The sequence below is a fragment of the Blautia sp. DFI.1.216 genome, assembly GCF_020594215.1.
In the GTDB taxonomy this organism is placed as follows: domain Bacteria; phylum Bacillota; class Clostridia; order Lachnospirales; family Lachnospiraceae; genus Blautia_A; species Blautia_A wexlerae.
Genome location: NZ_JAJDML010000033.1, coordinates 13,416 through 33,814 on the forward strand (window position 1 = coordinate 13,416; position 20,399 = coordinate 33,814).

Consider the following 20,399-nt stretch of genomic DNA (forward strand, 5'->3'; position numbering starts at 1 on the left):
GATACCGGCTGAGGGATTTTTATTATTGTTCACTGGCAGCTTCCCACGGATGCATAGAAATAGATAAATCGAGATATACCGTGCAAATTTACGTCTTTTCTGTAAGAGGGTAATATGTTATAATTAAAAACCAATCTACGAAAATTGATATATTTTATCATCATAATGATAAGAGAAAATGATAACAATAATAAGGAGTATTGTAACTGTGAAATTGCTGAACAGTTGCAAATATCAGAGGATATCAACAATATGACAGATAAGAAAAACGGCAGAGAATATCTGGGCTATGTGCTGGAAAAATTAAAAGAACGTATCACAGAAATCAGCCTTTCTCTGGTGGAAGGCCAGAAAGAGATTGAGGGAATGCATGAGTATTACTGGGAAAATTATACAGAGATGGACCAGTATGGTTATGAGAATTATGATAATCAGCAGGCATTGTTCCGCCAGATTTCCGCAAATGAAGAGCAGCTGATCCTGAAGCAGAGATTTCGCAGAATGGCAGATTCTCCATTTTTCGGAAGAGTTGATTTCATTTACGAAGGAGAGGACGAACCGGAGATCTTTTATATTGGAATTGGAAATTTCGCAGAGAAAGCAGGGCATATTCCATTAGTATACGACTGGCGTGCTCCGGTAAGCGGTCTGTTTTATGACTATGACAAAGGACCGGCTTCTTATGAGGCTCCCATGGGCGAGATTCATGGTGAGGTTGCTTCGAAATGGCAGTATAAGATCCGCAACGGAAAAATGATCTACGAATTTGAGAGTGATGTGAAGATCGATGATGAGATCCTGAAAGCAGAGCTGGGAAGTAACGGTGAGGTACAGCTTAAGAACATTATCCGTACCATTCAAAAGGAGCAGAATGCCATTATCCGAAATACCAAAGACAGGATCATGGTGATCCAGGGTGCAGCAGGAAGCGGGAAAACTTCCGTGGCGCTTCACAGGATCGCCTATCTTCTCTACCATGACAGACAGAATCTGAAGTCTTCCAATATTCTGATCTTGTCACCAAATGGAGTGTTTTCCGATTATATCTCCCATATCCTTCCTGAACTGGGAGAAGAGAATATTAAGGAAATGAGCTTTGATCTTTTTGCTTATAAGCAGCTTCGGGATACAGTTTCTGACTGCGAAGACCGCTATGATGAAATTGAACGCAGAATCCGTTTTCCACAGAAAGCTTCTTTGGCAGAGGAAAAGCAGTCCATGGAATTTATAAATCTTATGGAACGCTATCTGGTGGAACTGGAAGACCGGCTGATGAATTTTAAAGATGTGGAATATAAGGGATTTGTAAAGAAGGAATCAGAGATTATTGAATTGTTTTATTTCAAATTCCAGGATTTTCCACTGCTCTCAAGGATGGATGCAGTTGCAGATTATTTCATTGACGAGGTGGAAACTCTGCGGGACCGTGATCTGGCAGATGATGAGAAAGACCTGATCCGTGAGAAATTCATGAAGCTGTATGTGACCGGAGATCTTTATGTGATCTACAGTCAGTTCCTGAAAGAAAATGGATACAAAGGACTTCCGCGTGTTTCTTATGAGAAAAGAAAGCTGAAATATGAGGATGTTTATCCTGTTCTTTACCTGAAATATCGTTTGCAGAGCCAGCAGGGAAGAAGCAATATCAAGCATCTGGTGGTAGATGAGATGCAGGATTACTCAAGGCTTCAGTATGAAATTCTGCAGAGGATTTTCTCCTGCAGAATGACGATCCTGGGTGACCGGGCACAGACTATGGATGATAAACAGCAGGATGTGCTGAAATTTCTGCCGAAGATTTTCGGGAGGGATATCCACAAGATCATTATGAATAAGAGTTACCGTAACACCATAGAGATTGCGTCTTATGCAAATCAGCTTGCGGGTATTGAAGATATGGAACTCTTTGAACGTCATGGTGCTCCGGTGGAGGAGAAAATATTTGCAGATATGAGCCATGCTGCGGAAGAGATTGCAGAAACTCTGAAACTCGGCGAAGAAGAATATGAAACAGCAGCGGTTGTCCTGCGTACAGAGAAAGAAGCAGAACATATGTGGCTTCTTCTGAAGGAAATTCTGGGAGAAAAAGGATTTGATATAAAAGAACGTCTGTCTTATCTGGACAGAAACAGCACAAGCTTTAAGAAAGGTCTTACAGTTACGACATTCTATCTGGCAAAAGGTCTGGAATTTGATCAGGTATTTGCAGTATTTCCGCAGAAAGACCGGAGCCCGCTTGTGCGTCAGGCGAGATATATCGCTGCAACAAGAGCCCTTCATGAACTGCATATGTATGAAGTGGAAAAATAAAAAAGTAATCGTTACTGTTCACTCCGTTCACAGTAACAAGTAATCTCTCAGTTACAGAGAAAAAAAGATAAATGGTATGATGAAGCAGAGAAATGGCGTTATGATAGACTATGCAAATCGCAGAAGGCTGAGAAATCGACATTGACATCTATGTAATGAAATTGTAAAATATATAATGTTAGGGGCAAAATATCTTTTGACCCTGACATCATATTTTATAAAGTACGGAACAGTTATAATAATATCAGAGAGAGGTTTCCTCTTCTGACCTGATATCAAATATTACCTGAAGACTATATATCTATTCTAAGGAGGATATTATGAAAAATAAAAGAGTACTAATGTTATTGGCCTTAACAACTGTATTATCTGTTTCCATGACTGCATGCTTTGGAGGCGGCAGTGACGAGGATTCAAGTGTGGTACAGGTAACTCCTACACCGGAGCCAACCAAAGCAGCGAAAGCAACTCCTACCCCTGCACCGGCCAATGCCCAGAATACTACCTATACATCTAAGAACAAAGCAGTATCCATTAAACTTCCGGATGCGACATGGGCGAATAAATCAGATTCTGACGATATGTTAAGCTTCGAGTCACCGAAACAGGGCAAACTCCTGATCCTGCATGGTTCCGGTGAGGAGGATATGTCTGTGGCGATCATTCCAAGTTCACAGGATACAGCCTCTGCACTTGTAAAGGCAGATAATCTTGTAGAAGGTACAGATTTTGAGATCCAGGATTATAAATCAGAGGAAGTCAGCGGTGTAAATGTTTACAGCTATACAGTTCATTACCTCACTGACAAGAGTGACTATAAATATGTTGTAAATAAATATTTCACAGATAATACAACAGAATTTTACAGTGTTGCAGGTTCTGTAAAGGATGAGAAAGCACTGGCAGGAATCAAGACTTCTGTTGATTCATTCACTATTTCCGGTGATTCTGTACTGAAAGTAGCAGCAACAGGAAAAACTTCAGGAACTACAGCAGGTACAACTGCGGACGGCACTTCAGGAACTACAGGAACAGCGGCTGCAGGTACAGACCAAACAGCATCCGGCAGTTCATCAGATGGAAGTTCTTCAGCAGGCACAGACGGTTCTTACAGTGATACTTCATCGGGCGGTTCATCAGATTACAGTTCATCAGACTATACTTCTGATGGCAGCAGCGACGGATCTTATGATTATGACGATGGTTCCTCCAATGGATATTATGCAGATGGAACACCTGTAGGAACAGATGATCCGGACTATGATACAGATCAGACAAGAACTATTTACAGAAACTCCGACGGATATCCGCTTGTAATTTATCCGAACGGTGACGGTACATGGTGTGATGATGACGGAAATACCTATGATTTTGCTAATGGTGAGGACGTTTATGATGAGAATGGCGTTGACTATTACTATCATGGAGAACCGGCGTATGTCCGCTATATGCCTAAGAATCAGTAACAGAAAAGTTGAAAAGGACGGCTGCTGTAAAAAACAGTCGTCCTTTTTTGCGCTGACAGAGACCAACCTGTTATTTACATAAGAACGGATGTTGTGGTAGAATAGCAGGGAAAATATGTGTTGCTGTGAACGGAGTGAACAGTAAAACAGGTAGATAATGAGGGCTGATGAATGGAATCATATGGAAGATTTGCCGGTGTTTATGATGTTTTCATGGATAATGTAAACTATCGTGAATGGGCAGACTATATTATAGAAACACTGGCTCAGGACGGGATCAGGGATGGTCTGGTTCTGGAGCTGGGATGTGGAACAGGTACTGTGACAGAGATGCTTGCAGATGCCGGATATGATATGATCGGTATCGATAATTCTGAGGAGATGCTTGCAGAGGCTATGGAGAAGCGGGCAGAATCCGGTCATGATATTCTGTATCTTTTGCAGGATATGCAGGATTTTGAGTTATATGGTACGGTTCGTGCTGTGATCAGTGTCTGTGACAGTATGAATTATCTGACGGACGAGGAAGATCTGGAGTATCTTTTTGCACTGGTAAATAATTATCTGGATCCGGGCGGACTGTTCATTTTTGATATGAATACGATCCATAAATACCGGGATGTGATCGGCGATACGACTATTGCTGAGGACAGAGAGGACGGAAGCTTTATCTGGGAGAACAGTTATGACAGGGAAAATGCCCTGAATGTATATGAACTGGCACTTTTTCTTCCAAGAGAAGACGGATTGTATGAGAAGTGTGAGGAGGAACATGTACAGAAAGCATATTCCATAGAAGCAATCAAGGCTATGATTGTGAAAGCAGGAATGGAACTGGTGGCAGTCTGTGATGCATATACTCATAATCCGGGTGATGAGAATTGTGAACGTCTGACTTTTGTTGCAAGAGAGCATGGAAAAAGTGCACAGAACGGATATCATGGAAGGATTCCGGAGAAACCTGAGACACATCGCGCGGATTGATGCAATTATAGCAGGCCTCTTAATTAATGCATTATTTACGGGAATTGCTATTGATTTGATGTTAAGCCATGGACAAAATGAAAATAATATGAAAGAAATAACAGGAGTAATAAACGAATGAACGATTATATTATCAGAGCAATTGCAGCGAATGATCAGATTCGGGCATTTGCGGCAGTTACTACAGAAACAGTAGAAACAGCGAGACAGGATCACAATACAAGCCCGGTAGCCACAGCAGCACTGGGACGTCTTCTTACAGCAGGTGCTATGATGGGTACCATGATGAAGGGGGATAAGGACATCCTTACACTTCAGATTAAGGCAGGAGGTCCTCTGGAAGGAATTACTGTGACAGCAGATTCCAAAGGTCGTGTAAAGGGATATGTGGGAAATCCTGATGTATGTATCCCGGCAAACAGCAAGGGCAAACTGGATGTTGCAGGTGCTGTCGGAGTAGGATTTATGAACGTGATCAAGGATATGGGACTGAAAGAGCCTTATGTTGGACAGGTTGCGCTTCAGACCAGCGAGATCGCAGAAGATCTTACCTATTATTTTGCTACAAGTGAACAGGTACCGTCAGCAGTTGGTCTTGGAGTTCTTATGAATAAAGACAATACAGTACGTCAGGCTGGCGGATTTATCGTGCAGCTGATGCCGTTTGCGGAAGAAAGCACAATTGCGAAGCTTGAGGAAAATGTGCAGAAAATCACATCTGTCACAAATCTTCTGGAAGAGGGGCATACTCCTGAGAGTCTGCTTGAGAAAGTCCTGGAGGGCTTTGACATGGAGATCAATGAGAAAGTTCCTACGGAATTTTACTGTAACTGCAGCAGAGAAAGAGTGGAGAAAGCCCTGATCAGCATCGGAAGAAAAGAACTCAATGAAATGATCCAGGAAGGTAAGTCCATTGAGATGAACTGCCATTTCTGTAATAAGAATTATGAATTTACAGTGGAAGAACTGAAAGAAATCCTGCGTAAATGTAAATAAGAGATGCCAATGTACTGACAGATGGATCTGCCGGAGCACAGGGAAGAAGAGGTAGAAAATGAAAAACGGTTATATCAAAACAGCAGCCGCAACACCTTATATCACAGTTGCAGACTGCAATGCCAATGGAAATGAGATTATCAGACTGATCCATGAGATGGAGAAAGAACATGTGAAGGTTATGACTTTTCCGGAGCTTTGTATCACAGGCTATACCTGTCAGGATCTTTTCCTGCAGAGACGTCTTCTCGACAGCGCCTGGGAAACTTTGCTGAAGATCACAAAGGAAACTGCTGATGTGGATGCCCTTGTTTTTGTAGGTGTGCCTTTCAGAAATCATGGAAAATTATATAATGTGGCAGCAGTTTTAAACAGAGGCGAGATCATTGGTCTGGTTCCGAAAACTTATCTTCCAAACTATGGAGAATTTTATGAGCAGCGCCATTTTGCATCAGGTCTTGGCTGTCTGGAATATGTGGATATTGAGGGAAAGAGAGTTCCTTTCGGAACAGATATTCTTTTTATCTGTGAGGAGGAGCCGGAGCTTGTGGCAGCAGCAGAGATCTGCGAGGATTTATGGGTGACACTGCCGCCAAGCGTTCTCCATGCACAGGCAGGAGCGAATCTGATCGTGAATCTGTCAGCCAGCAATGAGATGGTCGGAAAGGACAGCTACCGCAGAGATCTTGTTTCCGGACAGTCTGCACGTCTGGTGTGCGGATATGTATATGCAAATGCAGGAGAAGGTGAGTCCACACAGGATCTGGTCTTTGGCGGTCAGAATATGATCGCAGAGAATGGAGTGATCCTTGCGGAAGGAAAACGTTTCCACAATGGTATTGTATACAGTGAGATTGATGTGCAGAGGCTGAACGATGAGAGAAGAAGACTGACTACTTATCAGCCGGCTGACGACAGTGATCATATTAAAGTGTGCTTCCATCTGAATGTGGAAGAGACAAAGCTGACCAGAAAATATTCACAGTATCCTTTTGTACCTTCACGAAAAGAAGAAAGGGATATGCGCTGTGATGAAATCCTGAATATCCAGGCAATGGGACTTAAGAAACGTATGGATCATATCCATTGTCATAAGGCAACAGTGGGACTTTCCGGAGGCCTGGATTCCACACTGGCACTGCTTGTGATCGCAAGAGCCTTTGACCTTTCCGGTGCGGACAGAAAGGATATCCACTGTATTACCATGCCATGCTTTGGAACCACAGACAGAACTTATCAGAATGCCTGTAAATTAAGTCAGTGTCTGGGTGCGACTTTAAGTGAGATCAATATCAAAGAAGCAGTAAATGTACATTTCCGGGATATTGCTCATGATCCGTCTGTGCATGATGTGACTTATGAGAACAGCCAGGCAAGAGAGAGAACGCAGATCCTGATGGACAGTGCAAATCAGGATGGCTCGATTCTGGTGGGAACAGGAGATTTGTCTGAGCTGGCTCTGGGATGGGCAACCTACAATGGTGACCATATGTCCATGTACGGCGTGAATGCTTCAGTGCCGAAAACTCTGGTGCGTCATCTTGTACGTTATTATGCGGATACCTGCAAAGATGAGAAGCTGACAGAGGTTCTTCTTGATATTCTGGATACGCCGGTAAGTCCGGAGCTTCTGCCGCCTAAGGATGGCAAGATCGCACAGAAGACAGAAGATCTGGTGGGACCTTATGAACTTCACGATTTCTATCTGTACTATATGCTTCGTGCAGGATTTGAACCGGAGAAAATTTACAGGCTGGCATGTGAGACTTTTGAAGGAATGTATGATAAGGAGACAATCTTCAAATGGCTGAAAACCTTCTATTGGAGATTTTTTGCACAGCAGTTTAAACGTTCCTGCCTTCCGGATGGCCCGAAGGTGGGAAGCGTTGCGGTTTCACCGAGAGGTGATCTGAGAATGCCAAGTGATGCAAGTGCAGGAGTATGGCTGGAGCAGCTTGAAAATATGGATCTTTAGAATCGCATAGCGGAGTGGATGATTTTATCCGCGTGATTTTGCATGGCGAAGCGGAGAACGATCAGTTGTTCTCCGCTTTTTTCAGTGCTGTTTCAATTGCATTCAAAAGAATCATGGAAGTATACTTCTGATCTTCGGAATATTGGATGTTTTCCAGCGACTGGGAGGTATAGATCTGGCTGGCCAGTGATTCCAGAGCCGGTTCCATGAGAGGAAACATGGCTGCGGTGCTTTCGCTTAAATTTATCAGACGGATGGAAGTTACCCTGTCAGAGTCAACGGTTACTTCCAGGTCAAAGGTGTTTTCATTCAGGTCGATGGAGGAAGTATAAATTCCCGGTTTGTACAGGCTTTTGGCATCGGCTGAGGCACTTTTTTTCTGACCGGATCCAAACATGAAAAAAAGTACAATAGCCAGGATGACAGCAAGAAGAAGGAAAATGCCGGTGTATATAACTTCCTTCATATGTAGGACTATGATTTTTGTTTTTGCACTCATGGTACACGCCTCCTGGATGGTTTTGTATATTCTATTACAGAAGTGCTTAAATTATGATATACTGAAACAATGAATGTGAGTAACCGACAGTAAGGAGAGAAGAATGTCATTACAGTTTATTATCGGCAGTTCCGGTGCCGGAAAGTCTTATTTTGCATATGAGAGAGTAATCCGGGAGTCCATGGAACACCCGGAGAGAAATTACTATATTATTGTTCCGGAGCAGTTTACCATGCAGACACAGAAGACGCTGGTGGAAATGCACCCGGGAAAAGGAATCCTGAATATTGACATCCTGAGCTTTGAACGCCTTGCGTACCGTGTATTTGAAGAAACCGGCGGAGATAACAGAAAGGTTCTGGAAGATACGGGAAAAAGCATGGTGCTGCAGAAAATGGTGCAGCAGCACAGAAAGGAACTTGCCTATCTGGGAAGTCAGATGAATAAGCCGGGATATCTGGATGAGGTGAAGTCTCTGGTTTCAGAATTTATGCAGTATGATATCAGAGAAGATAATCTGGCAGAAATGAAAGAGAAGGCCAAAGATCAGCCATTACTTGAAATGAAGCTTAAAGATGTGGGAATCCTTTATCAGTCATTCAGGGAATTCCTGAAGGGGCATTATATGACAGGGGAAGAGGTGATGGATGTCCTGCTTAAACAGCTTCCTTTTTCCGAGAAACTTAAGGGAGCGGAATTTCTCTTTGATGGATTTACCGGATTCACGCCAATTCAGGTCAATGTGCTCAGGGAACTTTTGGTCATTGCTGACCGCATAAGTGTTACTGTGACTATGGACGAACGGGAGGATGCTTTTTCTCCGGGAAAACCTTATCAGCTTTTCTTTATGAGCAAGCAGATGATACGGACACTTGCAGGGCTGAGCAGAGATCTGGAGGATCCGGTGTATCTGAAACCATCCGGACAGTCCCGGTTTGCACAGGCACCTGCCTTACAGTTTCTGGAGAAAAATATCTTCCGCTACAGAAAGGGCGTGTATGCCGAAGAACAGCAGGAGATAAAAATATTTACTGCGCCATCCCCCCTGGAAGAAATGCGGGAGGCTGCCAGAAGGATGTCAGAACTTGTGCGTACCTGCGGATACCGCTATGGTGAGATTGCGGTGATCACAGGAAATCTGGAAGAATATGCAAGACTTGCAGCACAGGTATTTGAGGAGGCAGATATTCCATATTTTATTGACGAGAAGCATTCGATAATGATGAATCCTTTTGTGGAGTATCTGCGCGCTGCCATGGAGATGGCAGTGCAGGGATTTCCTTATGAGAGTGTTTTCCGTTATCTCAGATGCGGGATGTCAGAAGTTACCAGAGAACAGGCTGATAAGCTGGAGAATTACGTGCTGGCGCTGGGAATCCGGGGATATAAGAAATGGTCTGAAAAATGGGTTCGTGTATACAGAGGAATGGAAGCGGAGAAGATACAGGAACTGAATGAGATCAGAGAAATCTTTGCGGAAGAAGTAAGGGAACTTGCACAGGGATTTGGTTCCGGGAAGAAGACAGTGGAAGAGTACTGCCGGATTCTCTATGAGTTTATCCAAAAAAGCAATGTCTGGCAGAAACTGAAACGACAGGAGCGAAAGTTTAAAGAGTCAGGCGATAAAGCAATGGAAAAAGAATATAACCAGATTTATGGAATTGTGATGGACCTGCTGGATAAGATGGTTGAGATTCTTGGCGAAGAAACGGTAAACAGACAGGAGTTCCGACAGCTTCTGGAATCAGGACTTTCTCAGGCAAAAGTAGCGCTGATTCCGCCGAGCATAGATCAGGTAATGGTGGGTGATATGGAACGATCCCGCTTAAAGGAGATTAAGGCGTTGTTCTTTGTTGGCGTGAATGAGGGAAATATCCCAAAGAGCACACAGACAGGCGGAATCTTATCAGAGCTTGACAGGGATTTCTTCCAGGAGCAAGGAGTGGAACTGGCACCGGGGCCTAAAGAACTGATGAATATGCAGAGGTTTTATCTGTATCTGAATATGACGAAACCGGGAGAAAAGCTGATCCTCTCCTATAGTGATACCAATGCAAAAGGAGAAGGCATAAGTCCGGCATATCTGATCGGGAGTATACGCAGTCTGTATCCGAAGCTGGAAATTGAAAATTCTTATTGTTATCCGGAAAATCCGGAAGCTGGGATTGATCTGTTTCTGGAGAAGCTGGTACAGGAGACAGAGAAAGAACATGAGGATATTCTGGAGCAGGCAGATGAGACGGATGCAGTGTTTGGAGAGCTTTACAGCTGGTATCTGCGGAATCCGGAATACAGAAGCAGAATACAGAAGCTGGTACAGTCGGCTTTTGCCGGAAAACCAAAGGATATTATCAGCCAGAGTGTGGCGAAGGCATTATATGGAGAAGTTTCACCTTACAGTGCTACCAGACTGGAACGTTTTGCAGCCTGTGCATTTGCACATTTCCTTCAGTATGGAATGAAGCTTACCGAGCGTGTGGAATATGAGTTTAAACCTATGGATATGGGAAATGTTATGCATGAAGCGCTGGAAAGCTTTGCAGAAGAAGTGCGAAAAAGAGGCATGAAATGGACAGAGCTGACAGAACAGGAACGGAATGAGATTGCGGACCGGTGTCTGGATAATATTGTGGCAGATTATGGAAATACGGTGCTCAAAAGCAGTGCCAGAAATGAATATATGATCGAGAGAACAAGGAGAATCCTCAGAAGGACGGTTTGGGCACTTCAGAAACAGCTGGAACAGGGAGAATTTCAGCCAGAAGGCTTTGAGGTAACCTTCGGGGGAGGACGGATTGACAGAGTAGATATTATGGAAGATCAGAATAAGGTGTATGTGAAGGTGATTGATTATAAAACCGGAAATACATCCTTTGACCTGGTTTATCTGTATCATGGCCTGCAGTTACAGCTGATGATCTATCTGGATGGTGCTCTGCGTGTAGAGCAGAAGAAATATCCGGATAAGGAGATTATTCCTGCGGGAGTTTTTTATTACAATATCAAGGATCCTATGATCCAGGAGAAGATAGATGCGGATGTGGAAGCAGTCAGTGCAGGTCTTATGAAAGAACTGAAGATGAATGGGCTGGCTCAGGCAGATCCGGAGCTTGTGTACAGGATGGACAGCAGTCTTGGCTCCATTCCTGTCGCATTTAATAAGGACGGAAGCTTTCGCAAAAATTCTTCTGTGGCAGACAGAACACAGTTCGCAGTGCTTGGACGGTATGTAAGGACGAAGATTGAGAAGATAAGAAGTTCTATTCTGGAGGGAGATGCAGAGGTTTCTCCCTATGAGCTCGGAAAAAAGAATGCGTGTACTTATTGTCCGTATATGACGGTATGCGGATTTGACCGCAGGCTGTCAGGATATGAATTCCGCAGACTGAAAAACTTCTCTGATGAGGAATTATGGAAAGCATTTGACAGGGAGGCAGAATAAGATGGGCGTACAGTGGACAAAGGAGCAGCAGGAGGTTATACGGCTGCGGGACAGAAATATTCTGGTCAGTGCGGCAGCCGGGTCCGGAAAAACGGCAGTACTGGTAGAACGTATCCTGAGTAAGATAACAGATAAAGAACACCCTGTGGATATTGACAGACTGCTGATCATGACATTTACAAGAGCGGCAGCAGGTGAAATGAAAGAGAGGATCTCGGCAGCTATTGAAAAAGCACTCTGTGAGGATCCCGATAATGAGCATCTGCAGAGACAGACAACCCTGCTTCATACTGCACAGATTACAACTATTGATGGTTTCTGTGCCTATATTATCCGGAATTACTTTCATCTGATCGGACTGGATCCGGGATATCGGACAGCAGATGAGGGGGAACTGAAGCTTCTGCGAGGAGATGTTGTGAAAGCGTTGCTTGAAGAATATTATGCCAGGAAAGATGAAAAATTTCAGAAATTCGTGGAATGTTTTGCAACAGGAAAGTCAGATGAAAATCTGGGAAACCTGATACAGAAATTATATGAAATGGCTATGAGCAATCCTTTTCCGCAGGAATGGCTGTCCGGATGTATGGATGATTACAGGATTGATTCCCTGGAAGAGTTAAGAGAGACTGAGTGGATGAGGATGCTCTGGGATGCAGTGAAGGATGAACTGCAGGAAGCGAAGCTTCTGGTGCAGGAGGCTCGAAGAATCTGCTCAGAGCCGGATGGCCCGTATCTGTATGATGAGGCACTGAGCAGTGATCTGCTTCTTATAAGAAGTCTGCAGGAGCTGGCAGAGAAAAGAGATTATAATACAACTGCAGAAATACTTATGAAACCCTCATTTGCCCGGCTGAGCACAAAGAAGGCTGCGGATGTAGATGAACAGAAGAAGCAGAGAGTGAAAGATCTCCGGGATGAGGAAAAGGGGATTCTGAAGGAATTGGGGCAGCGATATTTCCAGAGCGCAGAGAAAGAACTTCTGGAAGTGATCAGATATATCAGAGATCCGATAGAGGTGCTAGTCGAGCTGACTGCAGGATTTAAAGAGCGGTTCGGAGAGGCGAAGAGAGAAAAGAATATTCTGGATTTTACGGATATGGAACATTTTGCCCTGCAGATACTGATGACGAAAGAAGGGGAAGAAATCCATATGTCTCAGGCCGCGAGAGAACTTTCCGCAAAGTATGATGAAGTCCTGGTGGATGAATATCAGGACAGTAACTTAGTGCAGGAGCTTCTGACAACAGCAGTATCCGGGTGGATTAACCAGAAGAAAAATATCTTCATGGTAGGAGATGTAAAGCAGAGTATCTATCGTTTCCGTCTGGCAAGGCCGGAGCTTTTCATGGAAAAATATAAAAGTTATTCCACAGAAGAAGCACAGGAGCAGAGAATTGACCTGCACAAAAATTTCCGGAGCAGGGAACAGGTTCTGGAGAGTGTAAACTTTATTTTCCGGCAGATCATGGGGGAAGACCTGGGAGGGATTACCTATGACAAAGATGCAGCCCTTTATCCCGGAGCTTCTTTTCCGGAAGGAGAGTCAGAGGAATTTGTAAAGACAGAGGTTCTTCTGGTCGAGAGAGACGGAGAAGAACTGTCTGATGTACAGGACTATGAAGACGCAGGTGCATCGGGAAACCGCAGGGAAATGGAAAATCAGACCGGGCAGGAACTGGAGGCGCTGGCCATTGCACAGAGAATTAAAGAAATTGTGGGAAAAGAACATATCGTAGATAAAGAGACGAAGGAATACCGGCCTGTGGAATACGGGGATATTGTAATCCTGCTGCGCACTGCCTATGGATGGGCAGAAACCTTCAGGGAAGTGCTGGCATCTCAGGGGATTCCCGTATATTGTACATCAAGAACCGGATATTTCTCTGCAACCGAGATTGTGACTGTATTGAATTATCTGAAGGTGTGTGACAATCCGCTGCAGGATATTCCGCTTATGGGAGTGCTTCGTTCACCGATCGTCGGATGCACTTCACAGGAACTGGCAGAGCTTAGAATACAGTATCCTGATGGTCTGCTCTATGAGAGTGTTTCGGCATATGCAGGAGAAAATGAAATCCCCGAAAAAGAACTGGATCCGGATAAGCTGAAATCTGAATTGTTAAACAGTAATCTGCGAACAGATGAAAAGAACTCTCTGAATATTAAATTAAAAGGATTTCTGAGTCTACTTGAAAAGGTAAGAAATATGGCTGCATATACGCCGGTCCACGAATTGATCCTTTATGTGCTGAAAGAAACCGGGTATGGAGATTATGCAAGGGCACTTCCGGGAGGGGAGCAGCGTTTTGCAAATCTTACCATGCTTGTGGAGAAAGCTATGGACTACGAGAAGACAAGCTACAGGGGTCTGTTTAACTTTGTTCGTTATATCGAACAGCTACAGGCATATCAGGTAGACTATGGAGAAGTCAATCTGACAGGAGCGGGCAATACCGCAGTGGAGATCATGACGATCCACAAGAGTAAGGGACTTGAATTTCCGGTAGTATTTGTGGCCGGTATGGGAAAACAGTTTAATTTTCAGGATATGAATGCAGGTCTTTTGCTTCATCCGGAACTGGGAATAGGGGCTGATGCTATCATACCGGAGAAACGGGTGATCGCATCTTCGCTGAATAAGCAGGTGATCAGAAGACAGCTTCTGAAAGAGAGTCTGGGAGAGGAACTGAGGGTACTTTACGTTGCCATGACAAGAGCAAAAGAGAAACTGATCCTTACAGGAACGGTCGGAAAGCTGGAAAAGCAGATGCTGTCGCTGTCGCGTTTTCTGGATGAGGGAGAAGAACTGCTCCCACTGGGAACCAGAATGAAAGCAAAGAATTACTGGGCTTTTGTACTGCCTGCACTGGTGCGGCATCGGGCTATGAGTGAACTTTTGTGGGAATATGGAATCCTCATGAAGAAACAGCCGGGGATTTACGATGATATCTCTGAGTTTGTGATAAAAAAGATCACTGTCCGTCAGATGACAGAAAAGGCAGTTCTCATCCAGGCAGGAAACCAGATGCAGGAGGAATATCTGAAGAACTGGGATGAAAATAAAGTGTATGATGAGGCTGTGAAGGAAGAGATAGAGAAGAGATTTTCCTTTGCATATCCGTATAAATATCTGGAAGATATTCCGGTTAAAGTCAGTGTTTCGGATCTGAAAAAGAGAAGCTGGCATGATGAAAGTGAACTGGAAGAGAATATCAGTGTCTCTGTCGAAGAGCAGGAGGAAGAACAGGAAGCGCCGGTTCCCGCATTTATGGCAGAGAAGCAGGAAGAGTATAAGGGGGCTGCCAGAGGTACTGCTTACCACAGAGTAATGGAATGTCTGGATTATGCAGAAGCAGATACAGAGGAACAGCTTCGGGCTCAGTTAAAGAGACTTCTGGAGAGCCAGAAAATGACAGAGCAGGAAGCGGAATGTATTCGGATCCGAGATATCAGGAGGTTTGTGGAGTCCAGACTGGGGCAGAGAATGAAGAAGGCTGCCATGAAAAAACATCTTTACAGAGAACAGCCTTTTGTGATCCAGAGAAGTGCTTCTATGCTCGATGATGGTTGGAAGAACGAAACAGTGCTGGTGCAGGGAATTATCGATGCCTATTTTATGGAAGAGGAAGAGATTGTTCTTGTGGACTATAAAACGGATAGAGTGAGGAGAGGACAGGAACAGAAGCTGATCGATCTGTATCATGTGCAGCTTGAGGATTATGCCCGGGCATTGGAGCGGATGACAGGGAAAAAAGTGAAGGAAAAGATCATTTATTCGTTTACATTGCAGAAAGAGATATTGCTGTAAGCGGAATAAAAATTATTATTGTGAATTCAAATATCCGGCAGGGATAAGCGCGTGTTATACGCGCCACCCTGCCGGATATTTGTTTTTCAGGATCTGGTTGACCAGTTTACCGAAGCCAATGGGATATCCATCTGCACAGAGGAGATGCCAGCCTTTTTTGTGAGCTGCTTCTTCGGGTTCGATATTTAAGGTTTCACCCTTTAAATATCTGGTGATCCTTTCGTCAGAAGCGGAGAGAGAGATGACTGCTTCTGCTTCATCTTTGCGGATCGCCAGTGCAAGTGGCTGAGACGGCTCGAAGCGGTTTTTCTTCAGGTCACCGAGATAGAGACCGTTTCTTAAGAAGGTGATGCCACGGAAGTTGTGGGCAACCGGGGGAAGATAGTAGGCTTTATCACCGCGGATTTCCACACGTTCCCAGTCAAATGGCTGGCTGCAGAGGGTTTTCAGACCGATTTCGTTCAGAAATTCCTCAATCAGTGGAAATGCGTTTTTGTCCGGTTTTGTGTGAGGACGGGAGCTTTCCTTGATGGCCTGTCCTTTTTTACGGAAGAGCGCAAGGAAGTGTCCCTCTCCATTCATTTTGTGTGGGAAAATCCGGATGCATTTGATAAGCTCAGGATTTTTGTTTCCCCATTCAGGAACTCCATGGGAGAAGCCTTCATAATCTTCCATTTCTGCCAGTTCTATGTCAGGACGGTTTTCCAGAAGCCAGGAAACAGTTTGTTCGTCTTCTGCAGGCGCGAATGTGCAGGTAGAGTAAAGCATCAGTCCGCCGGGACGGAGCATATCGGCTGCCTGGAGGATAAGCTCTTTCTGGATTTCGGAAAGCTCCATGGATTTTTCAGGAGTCCAGTCTTTGGCAAGGGCTTCTTCTTTACGGAACATTCCTTCTCCGGAGCATGGAGCATCCAGGATGATCTTGTCAAAGAATTCGGGGAATGCCTTGGTTAACTTTGCAGGTGTTTCGTTTGCTACGAAGACATTTGGGATGCCGAAGAGTTCCAGGTTGCGAAGGAGGGCTCTGGCGCGGGAAGTGCTGATATCGTTTGCTACCAGAAGTCCCTGTCCCTGAAGTGCTGCGCCTGCTGCAGTTGCCTTGCCGCCCGGGGCTGCGCAGAGGTCCAGGACTCTGTCACCCGGCTCGATGGGGATGCGGGAGGCGGGGGTCATGGCGCTGGGTTCCTGAAGGTAGTAGAGGCCGGCCTGGTAGTATGGGCATCTGGAAGGACGGATGTCTTCATCGTAGAAGTAGCCGTTTTTGATCCATGGGATCTGACGGGTTGGAAATGGAGACAGGTTTTCGAAGTCTTCGCAGGTGATCTTGGAGGTGTTTATGCGCAGGCCGTAGGTTCGGGGAGCGCTGAAGCTAGAGAGGAATGCGGGGTATTCGTTACCGAGCATTTCTTTCATTCGGGTGAGGAATGCGGGGTGGAGGTGTGTTGTATTTTCGTTCATAATGGGTTGGGTTCCTTTGCTGTAGTTTTGATTGGTGGGTGGGGGACGCGCAGGAAAATATATCTGTCTGAGTGCGGTTTCGGCATCTAAGATCTTCTAAGTCGGTAAAAATCTGCTAAAAGCATGGAGAAAAATGCAAAACTCGCTCCGCTGCAGGCTTCGCTCAGACAGGTTGCGATTTTTCTCCATAACGCAGATTTCTACCGGCTAAGAAGATCTAAGATGCCTGCAAATGCACTCAGACAGATATATTTTCCTGCGCTGTTTACTGAAAATAACTGTAGTATAACGTGAGGTTTATGGAATATTAAGTTTTTGAAATACTATAGCAATTTAATAAAATAATGCAATCAAGACAGTTCAGCAGGACTTCATTCTATGATGGACTGGATTGTTTGCAGTAATTTATGAAATAAGAAATTGATATATGGCAATGCTTTTAAATGCATTATTTATGAGGATCGCTATAGTGAACCGGAAGACGTTAAGGAGGTATTTTCAGTAAAGGTATCAATATGATTATAAAGTATAAATGATTTTTGCTAAATAGTATTGACAAAATCATATTATACATCATATAATATCGTTAACAAAACAATATTGATGTTCTGTATAGTATGTGAACAGGATGGAATAAATGTATCAGATGTGAAATGGCGTTTACCTTTGGTATAGTCTGGAGCATTTTTCAGACACGCTCTAAGGCTGGATTGCAGAGATGATGCTGTCTGTACAGAACATAATTGAAACGAGGGAGTGAGCATATGGTTTTTAATACGGGTGCTGCGCTTCTGGATGCGGTTGTTCTGGCGGTTGTTTCTAAGGAGAAGGAAGGGACTTACGGGTATAAGATCACGCAGGATGTGCGTGGAGTTCTGGATGTTTCGGAGTCTACTTTGTATCCGGTGCTCAGGAGGCTGCAGAAGGATGATTGTCTGGAGGTTTACGATATGGCGTATGCAGGGCGTAACCGGCGTTATTATAAGCTGACGGACAGAGGTGCTGCGCAGCTGGAGTTTTATAAAGCTGAATGGAAAATTTATGCATCCAAGATAAGCGGGATGTTTGAGGGAGGAATAGGATGATGGACAGGGCGCAGTTTATGCAGGAGCTGGAGAAGCTGCTTGCTGATATTTCCGAGACAGAGAGGCAGGATGCCCTTGATTTTTATAATAGTTATTTCGATGATGCAGGAGCTGAGAATGAAGCTTCGGTGCTCAGGGAACTTGGAAGTCCCAAGAAGGTTGCGGCGATCATCAAGGCGGATCTGAAAGGTTCGGCAGGAGGCTATGAGTATGGAGAATATACGGAGCATGGCTATGAGGATGCCCGGACTAAAGAGAGAGGACAGATGCCTGAGAGATATGGAGAAGAGTCGGGAACAGGGAAGCGTTTTTTCAGAAAGGGGAATCAGGCGGTGCTGATCCTTGCGGTGATCCTGCTGGTTTTTATTTCTCCTTTTGTTAAGGGGGCTGTTGGCGGGATTCTGACATTTGCAGTTGGAATCTTACTGCTTCCGTTCTGGCTGATCGTTGGATTGGGCATAGGTGCTATGGCTTTACTGGTTGGCGGAATTGCAGCTGTTGTGGCTGGAGCAGGGCTTTTGGCTGTAATGACCGGAACCGGGATCATGACCATAGGAATTGGATGTCTGATGATTGCTCTGGCAATCCTTATGATATTAGGACTGATTAGCATCGCAGTACACATTGTGCCGAAATGGTTTCGGAAGATTACTGACTTTTTTAACAGGTTGCTTTACAGAAAGAGAAAGGAGGAGGTTAAATGAAGAAGTTTACAAAAGGAATGTTGATCGCAGCGGGGATTTTCGGTGCTGTGGGAATCGGGCTGACAGCTGCTGGTGGTGTTATGGGAGCCAGTATGTCGGAACTGACAGGGGTGGAAAGTCTGAAAAGGGTGCTTCTGGTGGCAGACGGGGATTATGATTATGATGACAGCGATGATTATGATGACGATGATGATTATGATGACAGCGATGACTATGACAGCGATGATTATGACGACAGCGACGACTGTGACGACAGTGAGGATTATGCCCGCGCTGTTGATGAGAATGAGGAAGATGGCACTGTATATCAGTTGAAGTATCAGCCCACAAAGCTGGATATAGAGCTGAAGTACGATGAGCTGATTCTGGAAGAGGGCGACAGTTTCTGTGTCAGAGTTTATGATGACAGTGGGAAGAATGTGACAGTGAAGGAGAGTTCGGATACTCTTAAGGTCAGAAGCACGAAAAAACTGTCTAAAAACAGAAAGGTGTGTATCTCCTATCCGGAAGATGTTAAGCTTCAGGAGCTGGAGATTGAGATGGGTGCAGGTACTGTTTATCTGAACAGAGATGTTGAGACAGAGAAGCTGAGTGTGGAGATGGGAGCCGGGGAATTTGAAAGTAAGAATCCGGTGACTGCAAGGGAGGCAGATCTGGAAATCGGAACCGGAAGTATGACATTTGCAGATCTGAGCGCCAGGAAGACAGATGGAGAATGTGGTCTGGGTGAACTGGATCTGACACTGACCGGTATGCAGGAGGATTATAATTATGATCTGGAATGTGGAGTGGGAAATCTGGATGTAGGTTCTGATTCCTACAGTGGACTTGGACGGGAGAAAACCATTTCCAATAAAGGTGCAGACAGGAAACTGGATCTGGAGTGCGGTATGGGAAATATATCAGTAGATTTCTCCGGGAAAGAGCACAGAGATTTGCAGATATCCTGAAGAGCATGTACTCTGACGTGCAGAAATAAAAGTGGTATTTAACCGAATCAGGAAGTTATTCGGTGTAGAGTAAGTAGCGAAGCGGATGATTTTATCTGCTCGACTAATCTGGATTTAAGGAGGAAATGGACATGGGTGACAAACGTTTATACAAATCATCAGAAAACAGTATGCTTTGCGGTGTATGTGGAGGAATCGCAGAATATTTTGATATTGACCCTACGTTGGTGCGTCTGGCATGGGTGATCCTTACCTGCTTTGGCGGTGCGGGAATCTGGGCATATATCATTGCGGCAATTATTATTCCCAAAAGATAACAGAATTCAATCTGCAATAGACAGAAGTTTAACCGAATCAGGCAGGCAGCGAAGCGGATTGCGAATATCCGTTTGAATGAAATACAGTATAAAAATTAAGAAAACAGCCCATACTCCAAAGAAAAGGAGTGTGGGCTGTTTTGGATAAAGAGAAGGAAATAAAAGCTTATCTTGATGGAGAATTATTGCCGGAGGTCAGAATGAAGTATGAAATTGCAGAGGAAATGGGACTGCTGGACAGGGTATTGAGTGATGGATGGAAAAGTCTGTCTGCGAAAGAGACTGGAAGGATCGGAGGGTTGATGACGAAACGAAAAAAAGAGAAACTGAAAAAATAAATGAATGATATGGGATAAACATATAACGGAATAAACTTGTTCTCCGGGCGATGATGCTGTAAAA

14 protein-coding genes are annotated in these 20,399 nt (G+C 44.4%); 12 read left to right on the forward strand and 2 right to left on the reverse strand.

The genetic code is table 11. From position 1 onward, the window contains the following. Nucleotides 1-252: 252 nt before the first annotated feature. From LJE11_RS12725 to LJE11_RS12745, 5 genes are all read left to right on the forward strand, one after another. Entirely contained in the window at nucleotides 253-2,310 is a 2,058-nt protein-coding gene (locus tag LJE11_RS12725; protein WP_008706647.1) for a HelD family protein, read from the forward strand. 320 nt (nucleotides 2,311-2,630) lie between these two features. Next, entirely contained in the window at nucleotides 2,631-3,776 is a 1,146-nt protein-coding gene (locus tag LJE11_RS12730; RefSeq protein WP_055152314.1) for a hypothetical protein, read from the forward strand. Between the two features lie 171 nt (nucleotides 3,777-3,947). Next, nucleotides 3,948-4,760, forward strand: coding sequence for a class I SAM-dependent DNA methyltransferase (locus LJE11_RS12735; RefSeq protein ID WP_055052582.1), 813 nt, complete (start codon nucleotides 3,948-3,950; stop codon nucleotides 4,758-4,760). Nucleotides 4,761-4,877: 117 nt separating this feature from the next. After that, a complete protein-coding gene (gene hslO, locus LJE11_RS12740) occupies nucleotides 4,878-5,756 on the forward strand; it encodes an Hsp33 family molecular chaperone HslO (protein WP_008706643.1) in 879 nt (292 codons plus the stop codon). Nucleotides 5,757-5,814: 58 nt separating this feature from the next. After that, nucleotides 5,815-7,731, forward strand: coding sequence for an NAD(+) synthase (locus LJE11_RS12745; RefSeq protein ID WP_119251426.1), 1,917 nt, complete (start codon nucleotides 5,815-5,817; stop codon nucleotides 7,729-7,731). 61 nt (nucleotides 7,732-7,792) lie between these two features. On the opposite strand, the gene LJE11_RS12750 is transcribed toward LJE11_RS12745, so the two are convergent. Next, complete coding sequence (locus LJE11_RS12750) at nucleotides 7,793-8,230, reverse strand: FMN-binding protein (RefSeq protein WP_227296066.1); 438 nt, start codon at nucleotides 8,228-8,230, stop codon at nucleotides 7,793-7,795. A 103-nt stretch (nucleotides 8,231-8,333) separates the two neighbouring features. Here LJE11_RS12750 and addB point away from each other — a divergent pair, with 103 nt between their 5' ends. Both addB and addA read left to right on the forward strand, forming a co-directional pair. Further along, nucleotides 8,334-11,672: a helicase-exonuclease AddAB subunit AddB gene (gene addB / locus LJE11_RS12755; RefSeq protein ID WP_227296068.1), complete on the forward strand. Its 3,339-nt coding sequence runs from the start codon at nucleotides 8,334-8,336 to the stop codon at nucleotides 11,670-11,672. Between the two features lies 1 nt (nucleotide 11,673). Continuing rightward, nucleotides 11,674-15,483: a helicase-exonuclease AddAB subunit AddA gene (gene addA / locus LJE11_RS12760; protein WP_227296070.1), complete on the forward strand. Its 3,810-nt coding sequence runs from the start codon at nucleotides 11,674-11,676 to the stop codon at nucleotides 15,481-15,483. A 54-nt stretch (nucleotides 15,484-15,537) separates the two neighbouring features. Here addA and LJE11_RS12765 read toward each other — a convergent pair whose 3' ends face one another. Beyond that, on the reverse strand, nucleotides 15,538-16,941 hold the full coding sequence (locus tag LJE11_RS12765) for an RsmF rRNA methyltransferase first C-terminal domain-containing protein (protein ID WP_173705553.1): 1,404 nt from the start codon (nucleotides 16,939-16,941) through the stop codon (nucleotides 15,538-15,540). 764 nt (nucleotides 16,942-17,705) lie between these two features. Between LJE11_RS12765 and LJE11_RS12770 the strand changes: the two genes are divergently transcribed. From LJE11_RS12770 to LJE11_RS12790, 5 genes are all read left to right on the forward strand, one after another. Next, nucleotides 17,706-18,026 (forward strand): PadR family transcriptional regulator, encoded by a 321-nt coding sequence (locus tag LJE11_RS12770; protein ID WP_020993548.1) that lies wholly within the window; start codon nucleotides 17,706-17,708, stop codon nucleotides 18,024-18,026. Then, on the forward strand, nucleotides 18,023-18,730 hold the full coding sequence (locus tag LJE11_RS12775) for a DUF1700 domain-containing protein (protein ID WP_227296073.1): 708 nt from the start codon (nucleotides 18,023-18,025) through the stop codon (nucleotides 18,728-18,730). The genes LJE11_RS12770 and LJE11_RS12775 overlap by 4 nt, the downstream gene beginning before the upstream one ends. Continuing rightward, nucleotides 18,727-19,680 carry a DUF4097 family beta strand repeat-containing protein gene (locus tag LJE11_RS12780; protein ID WP_227296075.1) on the forward strand — a complete coding sequence of 318 codons (954 nt, stop codon included), beginning with the start codon at nucleotides 18,727-18,729 and terminating at the stop codon, nucleotides 19,678-19,680. The genes LJE11_RS12775 and LJE11_RS12780 overlap by 4 nt, the downstream gene beginning before the upstream one ends. Nucleotides 19,681-19,811: 131 nt before the next feature. Continuing rightward, nucleotides 19,812-19,997 (forward strand): PspC domain-containing protein, encoded by a 186-nt coding sequence (locus LJE11_RS12785; protein ID WP_008706626.1) that lies wholly within the window; start codon nucleotides 19,812-19,814, stop codon nucleotides 19,995-19,997. Nucleotides 19,998-20,137: 140 nt separating this feature from the next. Next, the gene (locus LJE11_RS12790) at nucleotides 20,138-20,335 is read left to right on the forward strand and encodes a small, acid-soluble spore protein, alpha/beta type (RefSeq protein ID WP_022380942.1); all 198 of its coding nucleotides are present in this window, start codon (nucleotides 20,138-20,140) and stop codon (nucleotides 20,333-20,335) included. Nucleotides 20,336-20,399 lie beyond the last annotated feature (64 nt).